The sequence below is a fragment of the Leptolyngbya sp. 'hensonii' genome, assembly GCF_001939115.1.
Lineage (GTDB): Bacteria > Cyanobacteriota > Cyanobacteriia.
In genome coordinates this window covers 78,100-96,431 of record NZ_MQTZ01000047.1, presented here as the reverse complement: position 1 = coordinate 96,431, position 18,332 = coordinate 78,100, and the positions used below count along the sequence as shown (strand labels likewise).

At 50.9% G+C, this 18,332-nt stretch carries 9 protein-coding genes; 3 read left to right on the top strand and 6 right to left on the bottom strand.

The genetic code is table 11. The features are described 5' to 3' along the window. Nucleotides 1–460 precede the first annotated feature (460 nt). Nucleotides 461–877, top strand: coding sequence for an anti-sigma regulatory factor (locus BST81_RS19940; protein WP_075600268.1), 417 nt, complete (start codon nt 461–463; stop codon nt 875–877). A 207-nt stretch (nt 878–1,084) separates the two neighbouring features. Here the strand turns inward: BST81_RS19940 and BST81_RS19935 are convergent, their stop codons facing one another. Then, nucleotides 1,085–4,015 (bottom strand): GAF domain-containing protein, encoded by a 2,931-nt coding sequence (locus tag BST81_RS19935; protein WP_083636964.1) that lies wholly within the window; start codon nt 4,013–4,015, stop codon nt 1,085–1,087. Between the two features lie 313 nt (nt 4,016–4,328). On the opposite strand from BST81_RS19935, the gene BST81_RS19925 reads away from it, so the two are divergent. Further along, complete coding sequence (locus BST81_RS19925) at nt 4,329–7,265, top strand: response regulator (protein WP_075600267.1); 2,937 nt, start codon at nt 4,329–4,331, stop codon at nt 7,263–7,265. A gap of 72 nt (nt 7,266–7,337) precedes the next feature. Here the strand turns inward: BST81_RS19925 and BST81_RS19920 are convergent, their stop codons facing one another. The 5 genes from BST81_RS19920 to BST81_RS27145 form a co-directional block, all read right to left on the bottom strand. Next, nucleotides 7,338–11,078, bottom strand: coding sequence for a PAS domain S-box protein (locus tag BST81_RS19920; RefSeq protein WP_075600266.1), 3,741 nt, complete (start codon nt 11,076–11,078; stop codon nt 7,338–7,340). Between the two features lie 273 nt (nt 11,079–11,351). Next, the gene (locus BST81_RS19915) at nt 11,352–13,088 is read right to left on the bottom strand and encodes an EAL domain-containing response regulator (RefSeq protein ID WP_075600265.1); all 1,737 of its coding nucleotides are present in this window, start codon (nt 13,086–13,088) and stop codon (nt 11,352–11,354) included. Nucleotides 13,089–13,132: 44 nt separating this feature from the next. Continuing rightward, complete coding sequence (locus BST81_RS19910; RefSeq protein WP_143780428.1) at nt 13,133–13,459, bottom strand: hypothetical protein; 327 nt, start codon at nt 13,457–13,459, stop codon at nt 13,133–13,135. Between the two features lie 263 nt (nt 13,460–13,722). Then, on the bottom strand, nt 13,723–14,448 hold the full coding sequence (locus tag BST81_RS19905; protein ID WP_075600263.1) for a response regulator: 726 nt from the start codon (nt 14,446–14,448) through the stop codon (nt 13,723–13,725). 24 nt (nt 14,449–14,472) lie between these two features. Next, a protein-coding gene (locus BST81_RS27145) for an IS1 family transposase (RefSeq protein WP_143780367.1) occupies nt 14,473–15,302 on the bottom strand; the annotation gives its coding sequence in 2 pieces (ribosomal slippage) (nt 14,473–14,958 and nt 14,961–15,302; 828 coding nt in all). A gap of 399 nt (nt 15,303–15,701) precedes the next feature. Here BST81_RS27145 and BST81_RS19890 point away from each other — a divergent pair. Further along, nucleotides 15,702–18,329 carry a GAF domain-containing protein gene (locus BST81_RS19890; protein ID WP_171974809.1) on the top strand — a complete coding sequence of 876 codons (2,628 nt, stop codon included), beginning with the start codon at nt 15,702–15,704 and terminating at the stop codon, nt 18,327–18,329. Nucleotides 18,330–18,332: the final 3 nt, after the last annotated feature.

Sequence of the window (18,332 nt, the reverse complement as noted above, 5' to 3'; positions counted from 1 at the left end):
CGCAAGAACACTTAAACGATGCCAATCCCCAAATCGTCGAAACACGCAGGCAGCCTTCGGGCTTCAACAGTGAAAACACTTAAAATTTTAGATCAGGATGTGTGCAAATTACGATGGATTTGGTCTGGAAGAGTACGTAAGCAGGTTCTATTCAGATCAATCCGCTGACCAACCGTAAGGATCTTGCTATCACTGCGAGGATGATAAGGAGGGCTCTGGAAGACGGGATGCTCTAATAAGGAAAGATTGGGTTGAGGTGAAATTGCCTTCAACTGGGCAAGATCAAACAATAGACTCAGCACAATGACAGTTAATTTCGTGGGCCCAGGAATCAGAGAAATCAGGAGTTCCCATGTCAGGATAACCCTGTCCTCCTGGGTTCATTAGGCTGAAAACTGCCTTAAGAGAGTGAGCCAATCGAAGACCATCATATTAGGGTATTAATCTGCGGACAAATCAGGTGTTGAAGAAAATCAATCTACAAGTGAATACGGATCCTGCAGCTTCAGCTCAAGTCCTTTCCTGGTTTGAAGAGCTGAATCAGCCTCCTATTTCCAATAAGGTGATTTGGTGGCAATGCCAGACTGTCCTAAAAGAGGGGTTTGATAATGCTGTGGAGTATGCGCACAAATCCCTCCCTCCAGAAACACCGATTCTGATTGAAGCCATCCGGTTTCCTCAAAGGATTGAAATTCGGATCTGGGATTGCGGAGTACCCTTCAATCTGGAGGAAAAATTGCGTGAAATGCCTGAACTGGAAGAGAATGAGGGGTCTCGCGGGCGGGGATTGAGAATCATGCAAAAAATCGCCGATCAGATCAGCTACAGGCGCACTAGTGACGATCGGAATTGTTTACTGATCGTCAAATCCTATTGAAAGCATGGTTGAAAAGTCGGCTTTGCTGAATGCAAATATGAATTACCCTCATCCCCAACCCTTCTCCCGCAGGAGAAGGGAGCTAAAACTCTTGTTCCCTCTCCTTTGGGAGAGGGCTAGGGAGAGGGCTACATAAGGCTCAAGCACGAAAATCATCCTTCTATTCAGCAACGCCGAAAAGTCCAACTCTTGGCCCCACCGTGATGCTCAAGATCCTACTTTTAGAACATTGTAAATGGCCTGAAGCAACTCCTGGGTGGTGTAGGGTTTGGCAAGAAAACCCTCTGTCCCAGAAGTCCCGGTTTCCGGGAGTTGCGACCCTGCAACTAGCCCACTGGAGGCAATGATTTTAACCTGGGGATACAGCTTCTTTAAGGCCCGAATGGTCGTGGCCCCATCCATCAGCGGCATCATCATGTCTACCAGCACCAAATGAATTTTCTCTCGATGTTCGGCATAGCGGGCGATCGCTTCAATTCCGTCATTGGCCGTTAGTACCCGGTAGTTGAAAGCCTTGAGAGAATTACCGGCAATCTCTCGAATGGCGGCTTCATCATCCACGATGAGGATTAGCTCGCCCCGTCCGCGAGGTAAATCCTGGGTTTCCGCAATCCATTCCGAGGTTGCTTCGACAGCCGGTAGAAACACTTTGAAATCAGTTCCTTTGCCGGGGTGACTGGAGACTGCGATAAATCCTTTGTGGCTTTTAATAATTCCGATCGCGGTCGAGAGCCCCAACCCGGTGCCTTTGCCTAATTCTTTCGTGGTAAAGAACGGCTCGAAAATTCGGTCCAACAACTCAGCGGGGATGCCAGTACCGGTATCGCTCACGGTTACTACCACGTAGGCTCCAGCTTTAGCATCCATGTGGAGACGGGCATCCTGTTCACCCAGAATCAGATTTTCGGCGGTAATGCTCAGCTTTCCCCCCTCGGGCATGGCATCTCGAGCGTTGACGCAGAGGTTCATCAGTACCTGGTGGAGATGGGTTGCATCTCCACAGACGGCGCGTAGATTGGGAGCCACGTTCAGGCAAATTTGAATGGAGCGGGGAAAGGTTTCCTCCACAATTTTTCTGATTTCCGAAATCAGGTGCCGAATTTGCAAAACGCCATGTTCTCCATCCAGGCCGCGGGCAAAGGAAAGGACCTGTTTGATCAGCTCACTGCCCCGCTTGGCACTCCCTTCCAAAACCTCCAACCACTGACGACCCTGATCGCTGGTGGTTTGCATCTTTAGGAGCTGTACCGACATGAGAATAGGAGCCAGCACATTATTCAAATCATGGGCAATCCCACCGGCCAGGGTGCCGATGCTTTCCAACCGTTGCGATCGCAAAAACTGCCGTTCCAGGAGTTTTTTCTCGGTAATGTCCGTATTCACCATCAAAATCGATTTGGGCTGGCCCGCCAGATCCCGCACCAGGGTCCAGCGGCTTTCCACCACAATCTCTTGTTCCTTCTTCGTGATGTGTTGGAGCTCACCCTGCCATTCTCCCTGGCTAAGTACCGTCTGATAGACGATCGTGGCGATCTCTGGTACTTCCAAATACAGTAATTCGTTAGCACAGCGGTTGAGGGCTTCTGCCTGGGTCCATCCGTAGAGGCGTTCTGCGCCCTTATTCCAAAACAAAACCCGATGATTGAGATCCCGCACCAGAATTGCATCTGTCGTGACATCCAGCAGAGCCGCCTGTTCCCGGATTTTTTGCTCAGCCCATTTGCGCTCAGCCAGTTCCAGTTGGGCCTGTTGATAGAGCTGGGATTGTTGGGTAGCGATTTCTACCTGGGCTGCCAGTTGTCGCAGCAGGTTGATCTCCAGTTGTTGCCACTCCCGGGAGGTGGAACAGTGATGGGCCACCAGCAGGCCCCACAATTTCTCCTCTCGCAAAATTGGCACGACCAGATTAGCCTGGACCTGAAACTGCTGCAGTAAACCAATGTGACAGGCAGACAGCCCAGAATTGTCAATATTCTCTACCGCCAGAATGCGGCCCTGTTCATAGGTTTTGCGGCGCTGGGCGTCTTTGAAGAAAGTATCATCAATTCTGGCCCCTAAAATGGCGGGCCAGATCCCATCAACTGATTCAACCACCACCACCCCACTCCAATCCAGTTCGAATCGGAAAATGAGAACCCGATCGGTTTGTAGAAATTGTCGCACCTCGGTCACCGTGGTGTTGAGAATTTCGTCCAGGTCGAGGGATTGCCGGATGCGGCGGGTCATTTCAGCCACCAGCAACTCCCGGCGGGCCTGTTGTCGCAGGGCCTCCTCAGCCCGTTTGCGAGCGGTGACATCGACTCCGATACCAAAGACCTCAATCAACGCTCCCTTTTCATCCCAGCGGTTGACTGAATTCCAGGAAATGACACGCTTCTGTCCAGTCCGGGTGGTCAGCGTCATTTCATAATCAATCACCTGGCCCATTTCAAAGTCTTGGAATAGTTGCTCCACCTGCTGATATTCTTCACCGGGGTAGAAAATCTGCCACCAATTTTGGCCAATCAATTCCTGGGCACTGTATCCCGTAACTTGTGTTACTGCCTGATTAATGGAGTTAGTGGTGCCATCGGTGGCAATGCCACAGATAAGGGTAGGAGCGGCGCTGACAATGTAGCTGTTATATTCCTTAACCCATTGCTGTTCGATTAGACTACGGCGCAACTCCAACTGACTCATCACCTGCCGACTCAGGGATTGAAGGGCCTTGATCTGCTGGGGGTTGAGTTGTCGAGGGCTGTGATCGAGAACACAGAACGTCCCCAGGCGAAATCCTTGGGATGTGATTAGGGGGATGCCAGCATAGAACCGGATCTGGAGATCACCGGTAACCAGGATATTCTGGGCGAACCGATCGTCTGCCAGCGCATCTTCAACGATCAGGGGCTCCGCTTGTAGAATTGCCTGGGCACAAAAAGCTTTTTCCCTGGGAATTTCCGAGGCTTCGATCCCAACCTTGGACTTGAACCACTGACGATCGACATCCACCAGACTAACCAGGGCGATCGGCGTATGGCAGATTTGAGCTGCCAGCTCTGTTAAATCGTCAAAGGCTGATTCTGCACTGGTATCCAGGATCTGATACTGATACAGGGCCTCTAATCTGGCAGTTTCGTAATTGGGGGTGGCAGCGCTCATGAACTTAAGACCCACTGAATTTGGAATTGTGCCGAATGCCTTATGTATGTCCAGGCGTTACAGGCTATATTTGCAAGCAAGGAGGCTGAATGTATTTATGGGTACATCTATAAGTCGCACTCTGTGCTGCACCCTTATATATACCCAGAAGCTGGAATGATCTCACGGCCAGTGGGGCAGACCTAACATTTAGTTTATATTGGCGCAACAGTTTGTTTATATTTCATAAGGTTCATCTCTAGCCTTTCACAGAGGTGAGCAAACTGAGGGATTGTCGATCGTTCCATAGCCAGTTCCACTGGAGACCTCTGAAATGTTAGTGGCCCCTTTCCCAGACGATGAAGACGAACGACTGCAGGCTTTGCAGAAGTATTCGATTCTAGACACCCCTGAAGAGGCTGGTTTCGACGAACTGACGCAATTAGCCTCCCTCATCTGTGAGGTTCCGATTGCCCTGATTAGTCTGATCGATACCCATCGGCAATGGTTTAAATCTAAAGTGGGACTGGACACCACAGAAACCAGCCGAGATGTTGCCTTTTGCCCCCATGCGATTTTGCAGCGGGACCTCTTTGTGGTCACGGATACCCATCAGGATGGGCGATTCAAGGATAATCCCCTTGTCACGGCTGACCCAAAAATTCGATTCTATGCTGGGGCTCCCCTGATTACGCCAGAAAACCATGCAATTGGGACGTTGTGTGTGATTGACCAGGTTCCCAGAACCCTGAATGCGCTGCAGCAACAGACTCTGATTACCCTGGCCCATCAGGTGGTTTCCCAGTTGGAATTGCGGCACCACCTGAAGCGGTTGGAACAGTTGTGTCAGTATCAGAAACAGACTGAGATTGCCCTACAACGGCAGGTTCTAGTTTTTGAATATAGCCATGATGGGCTGGTATTGACCCATTTAGATGGCACGATCGTCGATTGGAATCCCGCTGCGGAACGGATGTTTGGTTGGACCAAAGCCGAAATTCTGGGTAAAAGTATCAATCAAATTAAAGCAGCTCAGAACAGCATTACCCTGCCGCAAGTAGTCAATAGGGTGATTTATCAAGGACACTGGTCTGGGGAAGTGCAGTTTAAGCGCAAGGATAAGAGCCAGGGCATTTGCGAGACGGTGATTGTGCCGCTGAAAAATGAGCAGAATCAGATTGTAGCTCTGCTGGGCACCTACCAGGATATCACTAAGCGGAAGCAGGCTGAAATGCGCTTGCAGGAGCAAATGCAACAGGCGGTCTTGCTCAATCAAACGTTAGAATCAGCTAAAAAGCTGGCGGAGCAGGCGGACCGAACAAAGAGTGAGTTTCTGGCTGTCATGAGCCATGAAATTCGGACCCCGATGAATGCCATTATTGGCATGACTGGGTTGCTGCTGGATACCCCGCTAACGCCTCAACAACGGGATTTTGTTGAAACTACCCGGAACGCTGGAGACGCTTTGCTCACAGTAATTAATGACATTCTAGATTTCTCTAAGATTGAAGCTGGTAAATTGGAGCTAGAGGAGCAGCCCTTTAGCCTGAGAGATTGTGTTGAAGGAGCACTGGACCTGCTCGCCGCTAAAGCAGCAGAAAAGGGAATTGAACTGTTATATCTCATTGACCAATCTGTACCTGAGTATTTGCTAGGGGATGTGACCCGACTCCGGCAGGTTCTGGTTAATTTGATTAGCAATGGGATTAAATTTACGGAGCGGGGAGAAGTGCTGATCTCCCTCACAGCACAGCCAATCAATCGCGCAGGAACCCCATCTTTATATGAGATTCAGTTTGCAGTAAAAGATACAGGACTGGGGATTCCAGCCGATCGTCTCGATCGATTGTTCCAGCCCTTCAGTCAGGTGGATGCCTCCACAACACGCAAATACGGGGGCACCGGCCTGGGACTGGTGATCAGCCAGCGCTTAACAGAGATGATGGGGGGTTGGATCTGGGTGAACAGTCAACCCGGTCAGGGATCGACTTTCTTCTTTACGATTCAGGGGGAAGCGACGCTGCAGCGACCGGTGGTCAATCCCTACATGGTGCCCTTGCAGGGGAAACGGCTGTTGATTGTGGATGACAATGGCACGAATTTGAATATTTTGAAGTTGCAGGTGGAATCCTGGGGTATGGTTGTAGAAACGGCTGATTCGGGCAAGGCAGCGTTACAGGTTCTGGACCGATCGCCCAGGTTTGATCTGGCCATCCTAGATATGCAAATGCCAGAAATGGATGGGATTAATCTGGCGCTGGCAATCGCTCAGCATCCGGTCCATCGCCAATTGCCTGTGATCATGCTCACCTCCCTGGCTCAATCTCGATCGCAGGTGCCAGGGATTCACCTCGCAGCCTACCTGAATAAACCTGTGAAGCAGTCCCAGCTTTGTGAGATCCTCTCTCAGGTTTTAACCCAGCAGGGCGATCGGGCAAGCGCTGTCCCTGCAGTTCCAGCGCTGATTGATCCAGAGGTCTCAGCCAGATGTCCCTTACGTATCTTGCTGGCAGAAGATAACATCGTGAATCAAAAAGTGGCGTTGCATCTGTTGCAGCGCATGGGATATCGGGCCGACATGGCTGCCAATGGGCTGGAAGTGTTGCAGATGCTGAGGCTACAGCCCTACGATGTGATTTTGATGGATGTGCAGATGCCAGAAATGGATGGGCTGGAGGCAGCCCGACAGATTCAGTTGATGTGGACGGGGGCAGGCCAAGAGCCACCGCCTGACTGGAGCAAGCCTCAGATTATTGCCATGACGGCCAATGCGATGCAGGGCGATCGGGAGCAATGTTTGCAGGCTGGAATGGACAGTTATATCAGCAAGCCTGTTCAGGCGAAAGAACTGGCCCAAGTTCTCTGTCAGTGTCATCTTCAATCTGCCAGGCTGGCCCTCCCAGACCCTGAACCGGCAGTCGATCGACCTGCTCTGATGGAGTTTGTGGAACAGTTAGCCGGAAGTGAGCCAGAGGTGCAACAGGCTTTTCTGGCTGAACTGGTGAAGACTTTTGTTGAAGTGGGGGATGAATTGGTGCAATTGATGCACCGGGCAATCGCCACGCTAGATCCAAAATCTTTACAACGGGCGGCCCATTCGCTCAAATCCAGTAGTGCGTCTTTGAAGGCGCATGGATTATCAGTCCTTTGTCAAACCCTGGAGGATGGGGTAGCGCAAGGGAAGCTAGAGGGCATTGAAGCTCAGGTGGCGGAGTTGGAAGCAGAATACGATCGGGTGAAATCACAGTTCCAGGATGTGCTCAAGGCTTAAGACCAGAGGTCCAAAGTCTTCAAGCAGTTGAACTACTGTGGGGAACAATGCAATCCCTACGGGTGTTTGGTTTTATATCGGTCGCTCCGCCAGCAGGTGATGAATCAGGCTTTCTAACTGCTTGAAGGAGACTGGCTTGGCCAGATACTCGGTTGCGCCTGCAGCCAGAGTTTTTTCCCGATCGCCAGCCATGGCTAAGGCCGTCAGTGCAATGATGGGCACTTTGGCAAACTCTGGATTTTGTCGGATCTGGCGGATGGCTTCTAACCCATCGACTCCAGGCATTTGAATGTCCATCAGGATCAGGTCCGGGTGGTGCTTTTGGGTCAGGTCGATCGCCGCCTGCCCGTTGCTGGCCAGAATGAGGGGGTAATTCCAGCTTTCGAGGTAACTGGCAATGGTTTCCACATTGGCTTCGTTGTCTTCTGCCAGCAGAATGAGTTGGGAGGAGGCTGGCCTCTCCGGAGTTGATGCATTGGGGAGGATTTCAGCGGATGGCTCAGTAGGTGAAGGGACCTGCAGCATCTCCGGTTCATGGAGATAGACGCGATCGGGGATGCGAACGGTGAAACAACTCCCCTGCCCTAACTGGCTGCGAACCCGAACGTCCCCACCATGCAACTCTGCGATCCGACGCACCAGCGATAGCCCCAAGCCGGTGCCGCTATATCGTCGGCTGAGGCTGCTATCCACCTGCACAAAAGGCTGAGAGAGCTTTTCCAGATCTGCTGGGGCAATGCCAATGCCTGTATCGGTAATCGAAAAGTAAAGGTAGGAGGAGCCGATGCAAGGCTTGCTGGAGGAAAGGGGAGAGAGAACAGCTCCATAGTCTTGGCCAGGGCTACAGGCTCTTGCCACCTCCAGGGTGACCGCCCCTCCGTCGGGCGTAAACTTGATGGCGTTGCTGAGTAGGTTGATCAGTACCTGGCGCAGGCGAAGATCGTCGCCCTGAATGGAGCCAATACCTGCAGGGACGCAGCTTTTGAGCTGAATTTTTTTCTGGGCCGCCATCTGGCGCACAAAGGTCAGACTCATGTCACAGAGGTTAGGGATGAAAACGTCACTGGATTCCAGTTCCAGTTTGCCCGATTCAATTTTTGCCAGGTCGAGGATGTCGTTAATCAGGGCCAGCAAATGTCTGCCGCTACTCTCAATGATGCTGATCGCCTGAGCCTGCCGCTCATTTATGGACCCAAAAATCCCATCCTGCAGCCCTTCCGACATACCCAAAACGGCGTTGAGGGGAGTTCGGAGTTCATGACTCATGTTAGCCAGAAATTCGTCTTTGAGGCGGGTAGCCCGTGCCAGTTCCAGATTGTTAAGCGCTAATTGCTCATTGGTTTGTTGGAGTTGGGCTTCTGCCTGTTTACGATCGGTGATGTCGTAGTTGATGCCAATCATGCGGGAGAGCAGACCCTGCTCATTGTGCTGCAGCAACACACAGGCTTTAATAAAGTGGATGCTGCCGTCGGGATGAATCACTCGGAACTCGATATCGATGTCCTGGTTAGTTTGAATTGCAGCTTCATGGACTGCCTCAACTTCAGCCCGATCGTCAGGATGAATCAGATTCAGCCAGTCCTGAAGTTCTGGAGGCTGTTCGGCTGGTGGCAGACCATAGAGTTCATACATGCGGGCATCCCAGTGACCCTGGCCATCTGGAGTCAATTCCCAGGACCCGATCGCCCCAGCCTGAAGGGCCAGGACCAGACGATCGGAGAGGCTGCGGAGCTGGGCTTCGGTTTGCTTGAGATCCCGGATATCCAGGAGTGTGGCTCGATTATATAAATGCTTACCCTCTGCATCCATGACCGCAGTGGCACTGATCAGCACTGGCAAAATGGTGCCATCTTTACAGACCATCTCATAGGCCAGATTTTTGACCCAGCCCTGCTTCTGGAAGGCTGGATAGTCCTGGAAGGAAGCGGAACGGCTGGCTGGCGTAAAAAAATCGATGAGGGGTTTGCCGATCATTTCTTCTCGGCTATAGCCTAACCACTTCAGTTCGGTCTCGTTCACCCGGATGAATCGCCCCTCCGGGGCGAGGGAGTGATAGCCGCAGGGGGCATTGTTATAGAGATCCTCAACTTCACGGGCATATTGGGCCAGGGCCACTTCAGTGCGTTTCCGTTCGCTAATATCATGGGCAATTTTGGCCGCACCCGTGATGTTGCCCTCTGCATCTTTAATCGGAAAAATGGAGAGGGCAACCTCAATTTGCTGGCCATCTTTACGCTGGCGCACAGTTTCATATTGTCCGATCTCGCGGCCTTGATGGAGTTGCTCCAGAATATGACTTTCTTCCGCCTGCAGATTGGCAGGAATCAACATCATGATCGATTGGCCCACCGCTTCTGCAGCCGTATAGCCAAACAGCTTTTCAGCACCAGGGTTCCAACTGGTAATGATTCCCTCCAGGGTTTTGCTGATAATGGCATCGTTGGAGGATTCCACGATCGCAGCCAGTTGGGACAGGCGGTGATTCAGTTGGGATAACTCGGCAGTGCGTTCAGCGACCAGGGTTTCCAGGGTCTGGTAAGCCTGTTGAGAGGCAACCTCCACCTGCTTGCGATTGGTAATATCGGTATGGGTCCCCAGCATGCGTAATGGCTTGCCCTCTGCATCCCAGTCCACGATCTTGCCCAGGGACAGTACCCATTTCCAATCTCCAGTTTGAGTCTGTAAGCGAAATTCCGATCGGTACTCTGGAATTTCTCCAGCCACATAGGCGCGATAGAGGTCAGCCGCCTGTTCTCGATCGTCAGGATGCAGCCGCTTGACCCATCGGTCAGCCGTTTCCTGAAACGTTGCCGGATCGTACCCCAGCATCAGGGCATAGGCAGGGTTGACGATGACTTCCCCAGTGGCGATATTGACATCATAGAGTCCCTGTTTGGCTGCAGTCAGAGTCAATCGCAGCCGTTCTTCACTGTCTCGTAGGGCTATTTCTGCCCGTTTGCGATCGGTGATATCTTCCGAGAAAATGATGATGCCCCCAATCTCCTGGGTAATGGTGTACCAGGGCCGAACTTCCCAGCGAATCCATTGCTGAGTGCCATCGGCCCGCTCAAACAAATCCTCTTCACAGCGTTCGATCGCCCCGGCCAGACAGCGCTGATGAATTTGCTGCCAGCGTTCTGGAATCTCCGGAAAGATATCGTAGTGCGATCTCCCCACCACGGATAGGATGGAACCAAGCTGATAATCCTCGATCCAGCGCTGGCTGGCCATCACGTAGCACAGGTTGCGATCGAGCATGGCAATACCAGCAGGCGCATACTTCACAAAGAGCTTGAGGGTGCGCTCACTCTGGTGCAGGGCCAGTTCAGCCTGTTCTCGTTGGGCTAGTTCGCTCTGGAACTGCTCATAGGTAATCTGGCGAGGGCAGTCCTGAGCCTGGACGCAGGGCCTGTTCCGATCGAGCTGACTCACAGCCTCCTCAATGGCCCGCTGCAGGGCACCCGCCGTGAGCCGGTCCTTAGTCAGGTAGTCCTGTGCCCCTGCTTTCATAGCTCGGATGGCGGTACTTACATCTTCCTGCCCGGTCAGAATGATGATGGCCATGCGGGTAGCTGGCAGATGACTTCTGATTTCTTGCAGCACCTCCAAGCCATGGCCATCAGGCAGATTTAGATCCAGCAACACCACATCAGGAATGCTTTGCTGACACGAACGAATCGCTTCCGCAGCGGTTTCACATTCGACAATACGGTAAGCAGAGAAACTGCCCTGCTCCAGAAAACGGTGGTAGGTCAGCCGATCTTCAGCACAATCATCAATCAGTAAAAGAGTAGGCAAAACCTGGTTATCCATAAAACAGCCCGTTTCTTCTGACAGGGTAGGAGACTTCTAGAGGATGGCGCTGAATCAACGATGATTAAGAAAACATGAAAAAACTTTAAGCCAGGGAATAAAACTTGAGTTCCCTACATTATCCTCGACTGAAGGAGCCTGGACAGCATTACGTAGTGAAAGTTTATACCCTTAAAATCACATTCTCCAGGCATCCAGTTGTGACTGTTAGAGTGATCTATAAAGAGATTGTTATGGCATTCTTTTGGAAAATAAGGTTGTTCTATCTTGTTCCTAATTTGAGAAGAATTCTTGGAGATAAAGTTGCTCAATGTCATCTCCTGCAAGGGGTTTAGAAAATAAATAACCCTGCCCAAATTCACAGCTCAATTGTTGTAGCCATTGCAGTTGTTCAGGGGTTTCAATCCCTTCAGCAATTACGGCAAGTTTAAGTTGCTGGCTCAGAGCAATAATTGTGTTGACAACCTGATAGTCACAGTTTCCTGCCTGAATCTGATTGACAAACGAGCGATCGATCTTCAGCGCATCTACCGGAAACCGATGTAGATAACCGAGGGAAGAATATCCTGTCCCGAAATCATCAATGCTGATTTGAATTTGGCGCGATCGCAACTGTTCCGTCAGGGCGATTGCAGTCTGAGCATTGTCCATAATCGCACTTTCAGTAATTTCCAGTTTCAAGCGAGCAGGATTGATGGCCGTTTCTGCGAGCACGCGATCGATATCCGCTAGGAGCGTCGGGCAAGCAAATTGGCGCGCCGAAAGATTCACACTCATGGTCAGATCAGTCCAACCCTGCTGATGCCAGACAAGTAGTTGTTGACAGGCTTGTTTCAGCACAACCAGGCCAACGGGCACAATCAGCCCCGTTTCTTCCATACAGGGGATAAATTCACCAGGAGACACCATGCCCCGCACGGGATGCCGCCAGCGGATCAGGGCTTCAAACCCAGAAATTTTTTCGGTTTGCAGATTGATAATGGGTTGGTAGTAGACGACAAACTCTTGTTGTTCCAACGCCCGCTGCAAATCATTCTCCAGGGTCAGACGGTTCAGCATGGCCAGAGACATCTGGCGATCGAAGATTTGATAGCAGCCCTTACCACGAAGTTTGGCTCTGTACATGGCGGTATCCGCATCTTGCAAAGGCTCTTCTGGCTGTTGATACCCAGAATTACCCAGGGCAATACCCATACAGGCCGTCATAAAGATTTCACAATTTGCAACCACAAACGAGGTGTGAAAGCTTTGAAGAATGGTCTGGATGAAAGCCTCTAAGGCATTCTTGTCAGCAATCTGATGGAGTAAAAAGCAAAACTCATCCTCACCCATCCGCGCTAACACGTCACCGGGACGGAGATGATCCTGTAACCGTTCTGTGATCGCCAGCAGCAATTGATTGCCGACCCCATGGCCCAGAGAACTGTTGACTAACTTGAACTGATCACAGTCCAGATAAACGACAGCGAAAGAGGAGGCCCCAGATTGCAAAACCTCAGCTAACTTTTGCAACAGGAAAGTGCGGCTGGGCAACTGGGTGAGCGCATCCTGAAAAATCATGGTGTGCAACTGGGCTGTTCGTTGCTGCACCGTTTCTTCCAGAGTAGCGTTGAAGGTTTCCAGTTGCTGATATTGCTGATGGATGCGTAACATCGATCGCACTCTTGATCGGAGTTCCAAACTATTGACTGGTTTACTAATAAAGTCATCGGCCCCGGCACTTAAACATCTGGCCAGGTCTTCTTTGCTGCTCAGGGCAGTCACCATGATGATGGGCACGGACTCCCACTTGGGCATAGCTTTAATGCGGCGACAGACTTCAATCCCATTCATTCCGGGCATCATCACATCCAGTAAAATGACATCCGGTTGAAACAGGTCCAGAGATGCGATGGCCGACTGGCCATTGGGAGCGTAGTGCAACTCATAACCAAAACCAAACAGGAGGGCCTCAATCACATCCAGGTTATCGGGCTCGTCGTCAATCACTAGAACAGAAGGCATCGTCATAACTACTATCCTGTTACAGGCAATTCAACATGAACCGTTGTCTCCTAATGGTAAAGACTCGAAATCGAGAATTTACCCCATGTATTTCCAGGATTTTCCTGACAGACTAAAATCTCCGTTACGATCGGACTAGTATAGGTAAATTCCATGGAACCAGAGATGTCTTCTGTGGTTCCATTCGTGTGTTGGATGACAGTATAGATAATCCCAGGGAGGGTGGCTGCAATTTTCTCGAAAGGAACTTGACAGGGTGGACTGCTCTGGTACGGTGTCAAACGATCGAGCCGCCCCATCTGGGCGATCGTTGCTCGCACGGATCTGTCAGGCGGGACCATCAAAGGGTTGCGAACGATCGTAGGTTTCCATGTCATTGTCATCGGTTTGAGATTGGGCTACCCCGGAACCTGTAATCAAGCCTGCAGAACTCTATGCCCCTATTATTCCCCACCGCATCAGGGAGTCCCCATGCCTAAAAAAGTAGGCGTTGCTGAATAGAAGTATGATTTTCGTGCTTGAGCCTTATGCAGCCCTCTCCCAAAGGAGAGGGAACAAGAGTTTTAGCTCCCTTCTCCTGCGGGAGAAGGGTTGGGGATGAGGGTAATTCATATTTGCATTCAGCAAAGCCAAAAAGTATTTATCGTTGCAACAGTTGATGGATCATCACCTTTAGCTGTTTGAGTGAAACGGGCTTGGCCAAATACTCACTGGCCCCTGCGGCCAAGCACTTTTCCTGATCGCCGGTCATGACCAGAGCTGTCAGGGCAATGATCGGGATCTGGGCAAAATCTGGGTGGGCGCGAAGCTGGCGGATGGCAGTTAGTCCATCCACTCCTGGCATCTGAATGTCCATCAAGATCAGGTTTGGGTGGTGAGTTCGGGTCAGGTCGATCGCTTCCTGGCCATCACTGGCCCGAATCAGGCGATAATTCTGGGTTTCCAGGTAGCTGACGAGGGTTTCCACATTAGCTTCATTGTCTTCTGCCAGGAGAATCAACGGAGATAGGGCTGGCTTTTCCAGGGTGGGGGAAACCTCTGGGGCCATGACAGGAGCACCATTGATGGGAATTTGCTCTGATGGGACATCGGTGGGTGGGGTAGCCGTAAATATCCGGGCCATGGTGCAGGTGATGGGGCAAAAGGGCTCTGGAATCCGCACCGTAAAACAACTGCCCTGACCTAACTCACTCTGCACTGTTGCATTGCCACCATGGAGTTCCGCAATCTGCCGGACGAGTGCCAGCCCCAGCCCTGTTCCCCCATACTGACGACTTAAGCTACTATCCACTTGCACAAAGGGCTGAAATAGCTTCGGCAGGTCGGTAGCCGCAATACCAATGCCCGTATCCTCAACCGAAAACAGTACAGAGGTACTGAAGGTTGTGCATCAAATAATTGTTGGATAAGTTGCGAAGTCTTGCCAAGTCCAAGGCTCTGCTGCCAAGTTTGCTCGTTGAGCCGCAGTTGTTTTGAATCGGCTATGCCGCCAAATCCAATTGAAATAACTGACAACCAATCGTGTAGTCACCTTCGTTTGCTCCCACACCTTGCCAAACTTGTTTTGCCGTCGATGCCACCGTCCTGTTTGTTGCCGGATAATACCATTGGTTCTCTCTAATCGTTGGGTTTTATCCTTACCAATGTGATGATGAATTTCTGGTGGAAGGACTCGTTCATACCCTCCCCAATCATCGCTATTCCACTGTTTGCACTCCGTTTTTCCTTCCGTTGTGACCATCAGTTCTTCAATCAACTCATCCGTATGCTTTCCCACACGGGCCGCCAAGATCAGCCCACTGCTATTGGCTAAACTCAACCCCACCCAACAGTCTCCCAAGTCTAATTCTAGGGGCAGACATTGCTTCTGTTTTTTTGCACAAAGGACCACATCTCATCAGCACTCACCTCCTCGGTTTCAACTTGAGCCACCTCCTGATTGTGGATGAGTTGAGCTTTGCTACTCGCTCGTCGAATAATACTCACTACCGTGTTATAAGCTAACCCGCTAATCCGACTAATCCCTCGTAAACTGGTGCCCTCACTGTGAGCTTGCAGGACTTGTTGAATTTGCTCTGGACTGACGTGACGGTAGTAGTAGAGGGTGTCAAAACTCTCTGAGAAGGTTTGTTGGCACCCCAGGCAAAAGTAGCGTTGATGCCCATTCGGCATCTTGCCATGCTTGTGAGTCTTAGAATGACCGCAGAGCTTACATTCCATAGCTTGAGTAGGTGAATCGTTGATTCCTTACTCTACCAGACCCACATCAGTTTGACGCACTACCCCTCAGGCCTTGTTTTGAGGCAAGCTGCTTGGATTTAGCTGTAATTTTGATCGAGTGGGAGCACCGGTTTGTCTTCTCCGATAGGATATCTTACGGGTCGAAGTGAAGGAATGCATGCCTTCTGACTTTGAGGCTGAGTTCCCTCGAAGGCGGCTGGATGACGAAACGCCGTAAAGAAATATTTCACATATTTCTTACAAATCTTATCTTAAAGGTTAAAAAACTGAATGTTTGGGAATACTAAGTTTTGAGGTTATTCATGAGTTAAGATGAAATTTTCTCCTGAAGCAAGGAATTCGGTACCCTGGTCTGAGCAAGAAAGCTTATTTCATCGGATGATTACACGGATTCGTCGATCGCTTCAGCTACAGGAGATTCTAGAAGCGGCTGTTACTGAGATTCGCGCCTTCCTGCAAATTGATCGGGTCATGATTTATCAGTTCCATCCCGATGAGCATGGGGTTGTGATTGCGGAAGCTATTCATCGGCAGCGGCTGCCTTCTTTGTTGGGATTACACTTCCCGGCTGATGATATTCCCCATCATGCTCGGCAGTTGTTTCTCAAGGTCCGACAGCGATCGATTATCAATTTATCGGCGGAACAGATGGGCTGGAGTGTGGCCGATGCGGCCACGGTTGAGGACGGCGCAGAAGCAGCCGGAGATATGCGCTACCGCCCGGTTGACCCCTGTCATGTTGAGTATATGCGGGCCATGGGAGTTGAGTCTTCGATTGTCGTGCCCATTATTCAAGATCAAAAACTCTGGGGCTTGTTGGTTGCCCACCATTCTGAACCCAGGATGACTTCGGATGCCGATCTGGCCTTTCTGCAGATAGTGGTGGACCAGTTGGAGGTGGCCATTAACCAGGCGTTGCTGCTGGAGCAGGTGCAGCAACAGGCTAGACGGGAGAGTATTACCAACCAGATTGCCACCCTGTTGCACCTGGCTTCGACTACATCGTTCCAGGCTGCTCTGGAAAGCGCGGTGGCGGCGATAGATGGGGCTGGGGGAAGGTTGTATCTGCTTTCGAACTATTCCCCCCATGCCAATGAGTTGTTTACCTGTGGGGCTCAACCGCCCATCTCGGATGAAATGGACGCACCGCTGGAAGAACATGAGATCTGGCATGTGGCCATGCACTATGGCGAAGAGCGGCAGACCTCCCGTGCCAATCTGTGGATTATTCCGGATCTCTATCAGGATTATCGCTGTCGTTCTTTAGCGCCTTTCTTTAAAACGACGTCTATCCGGAGTATTTTGATTGTGCCCCTGAAGTATGGGCGTCAGGTTCTGGGATGTCTGACCTTGTTTCGCCATGAATTTGAGCTGGAAAGATTGTGGGCTGGACAATTTGATCCAGATGAACGGCAAAGAATGCCCCGTAAATCTTTCGCTGCGTGGCGAGAATATAAGACCGGGCAGGCCTCCAATTGGACGGAAGCTGATTTGGATCTGGTGCAGACCTTAATCAGCCACTTTGCCCTGGCGATCGGCCAGTACCAGCTTCAGAAACAAGTTCATCAGCTTAACTGTAGTCTGGAGCAACAGGTGCAGGCGCGCACAGCCGAACTCCAGCAGACCAATCTACGCCTGCAGGATGAAATTGCTGAGCGGCAGCAGATGGAAGACGCTCTGCGGCAGAGTGAAGCGCGGTTTCAGCGATTGGTGGCGAATGTACCGGGGATGATCTATCAGTTTCGCCTGACGGCAGAAGGGGAAACCTATTTTCCCTATGTCAGTGCTTTCTGCCGTGACCTGTATGAGGTGGACCCTGAGGTGATTCAACAGGATGCTGCGGTTATTCTGGGTATGGTGCATCCAGATGATCGGGAGAAGCTAGAGACCTCTATTGCCCGATCGGCCCGCACCTTACAACCCTGGTTGTTGGAACATCGGGTGGTGACCCCTTCGGGGCAGGTGAAATGGTTGCAGGCTGCCTCACGTCCGGAAAAACAAGACAATGGGGAGATTGTTTGGGACGGGGTGCTGATGGACATCACCGATCGTAAACAAGCAGAGGCTGTCTTGAGGGAATCTGAAGCTCAGTTGCGGGAAAAAGCGCAGGAGTTGGAGCAGACCCTGCGGGAACTGCAACACACTCAGGCGCAACTGGTGCAAACTGAGAAAATGTCTAGCCTGGGGCAACTGGTTGCAGGGGTGGCCCATGAAATTAATAATCCGGTTAATTTTATCTATGGCAATCTGAGCCATGCTGGGGAATATGTGCATGACCTGCTGAGTCTGCTGAAACTTTATCAACAGTACTACCCTGATCCGGTTGCTGAGATTCAATCGGAAGCAAGTGCGATCGATATTGATTTTCTCCAGCAAGACTTACCAAAACTTCTGAATTCCATGAAAGTGGGGGCCGATCGAATTCAGAAAATTGTTCTGGCACTGCGCAATTTCTCCCGCATGGATGAGGCAGATGTCAAGCCTGTGGATATTCACGAAGGCATTGATAGCACCTTGATGATTTTACAAAATCGTCTCAAAGAGACATCTGGCCATCCCGGTATCCATTTGGTGAAGCAATATGCTCAATTGCCTTTAATTGAGTGTTATGCCGGACAACTCAATCAGGTTTTTATGAATATTCTCTCCAACGCTATTGATTCACTGGAAGAATTTAATCATCACCGATCGCCGCAAGAGATTTGCGAAAATCCCTGTACGATTACCATTGAAACCAGGTTGGTTGAGGATCTTTGGTTACAGATCCGAATTGCAGATAATGGTCCAGGGATGACTGAGCAGGTCAGGCAACGCCTATTTGAGCCCTTTTTTACGACTAAGCCAGTTGGGAAAGGGACTGGCTTAGGGTTATCCATCAGCTATCAGGTAGTTGTAGATAAACATGGGGGGAAATTGACCTGTAATTCTGCGCTGGGGGCAGGGGCAGAGTTCCTGATTGAATTACCGATCAGGCGGAGTGGTCGTAGCCATGGCAGTTCCTTATGAGGT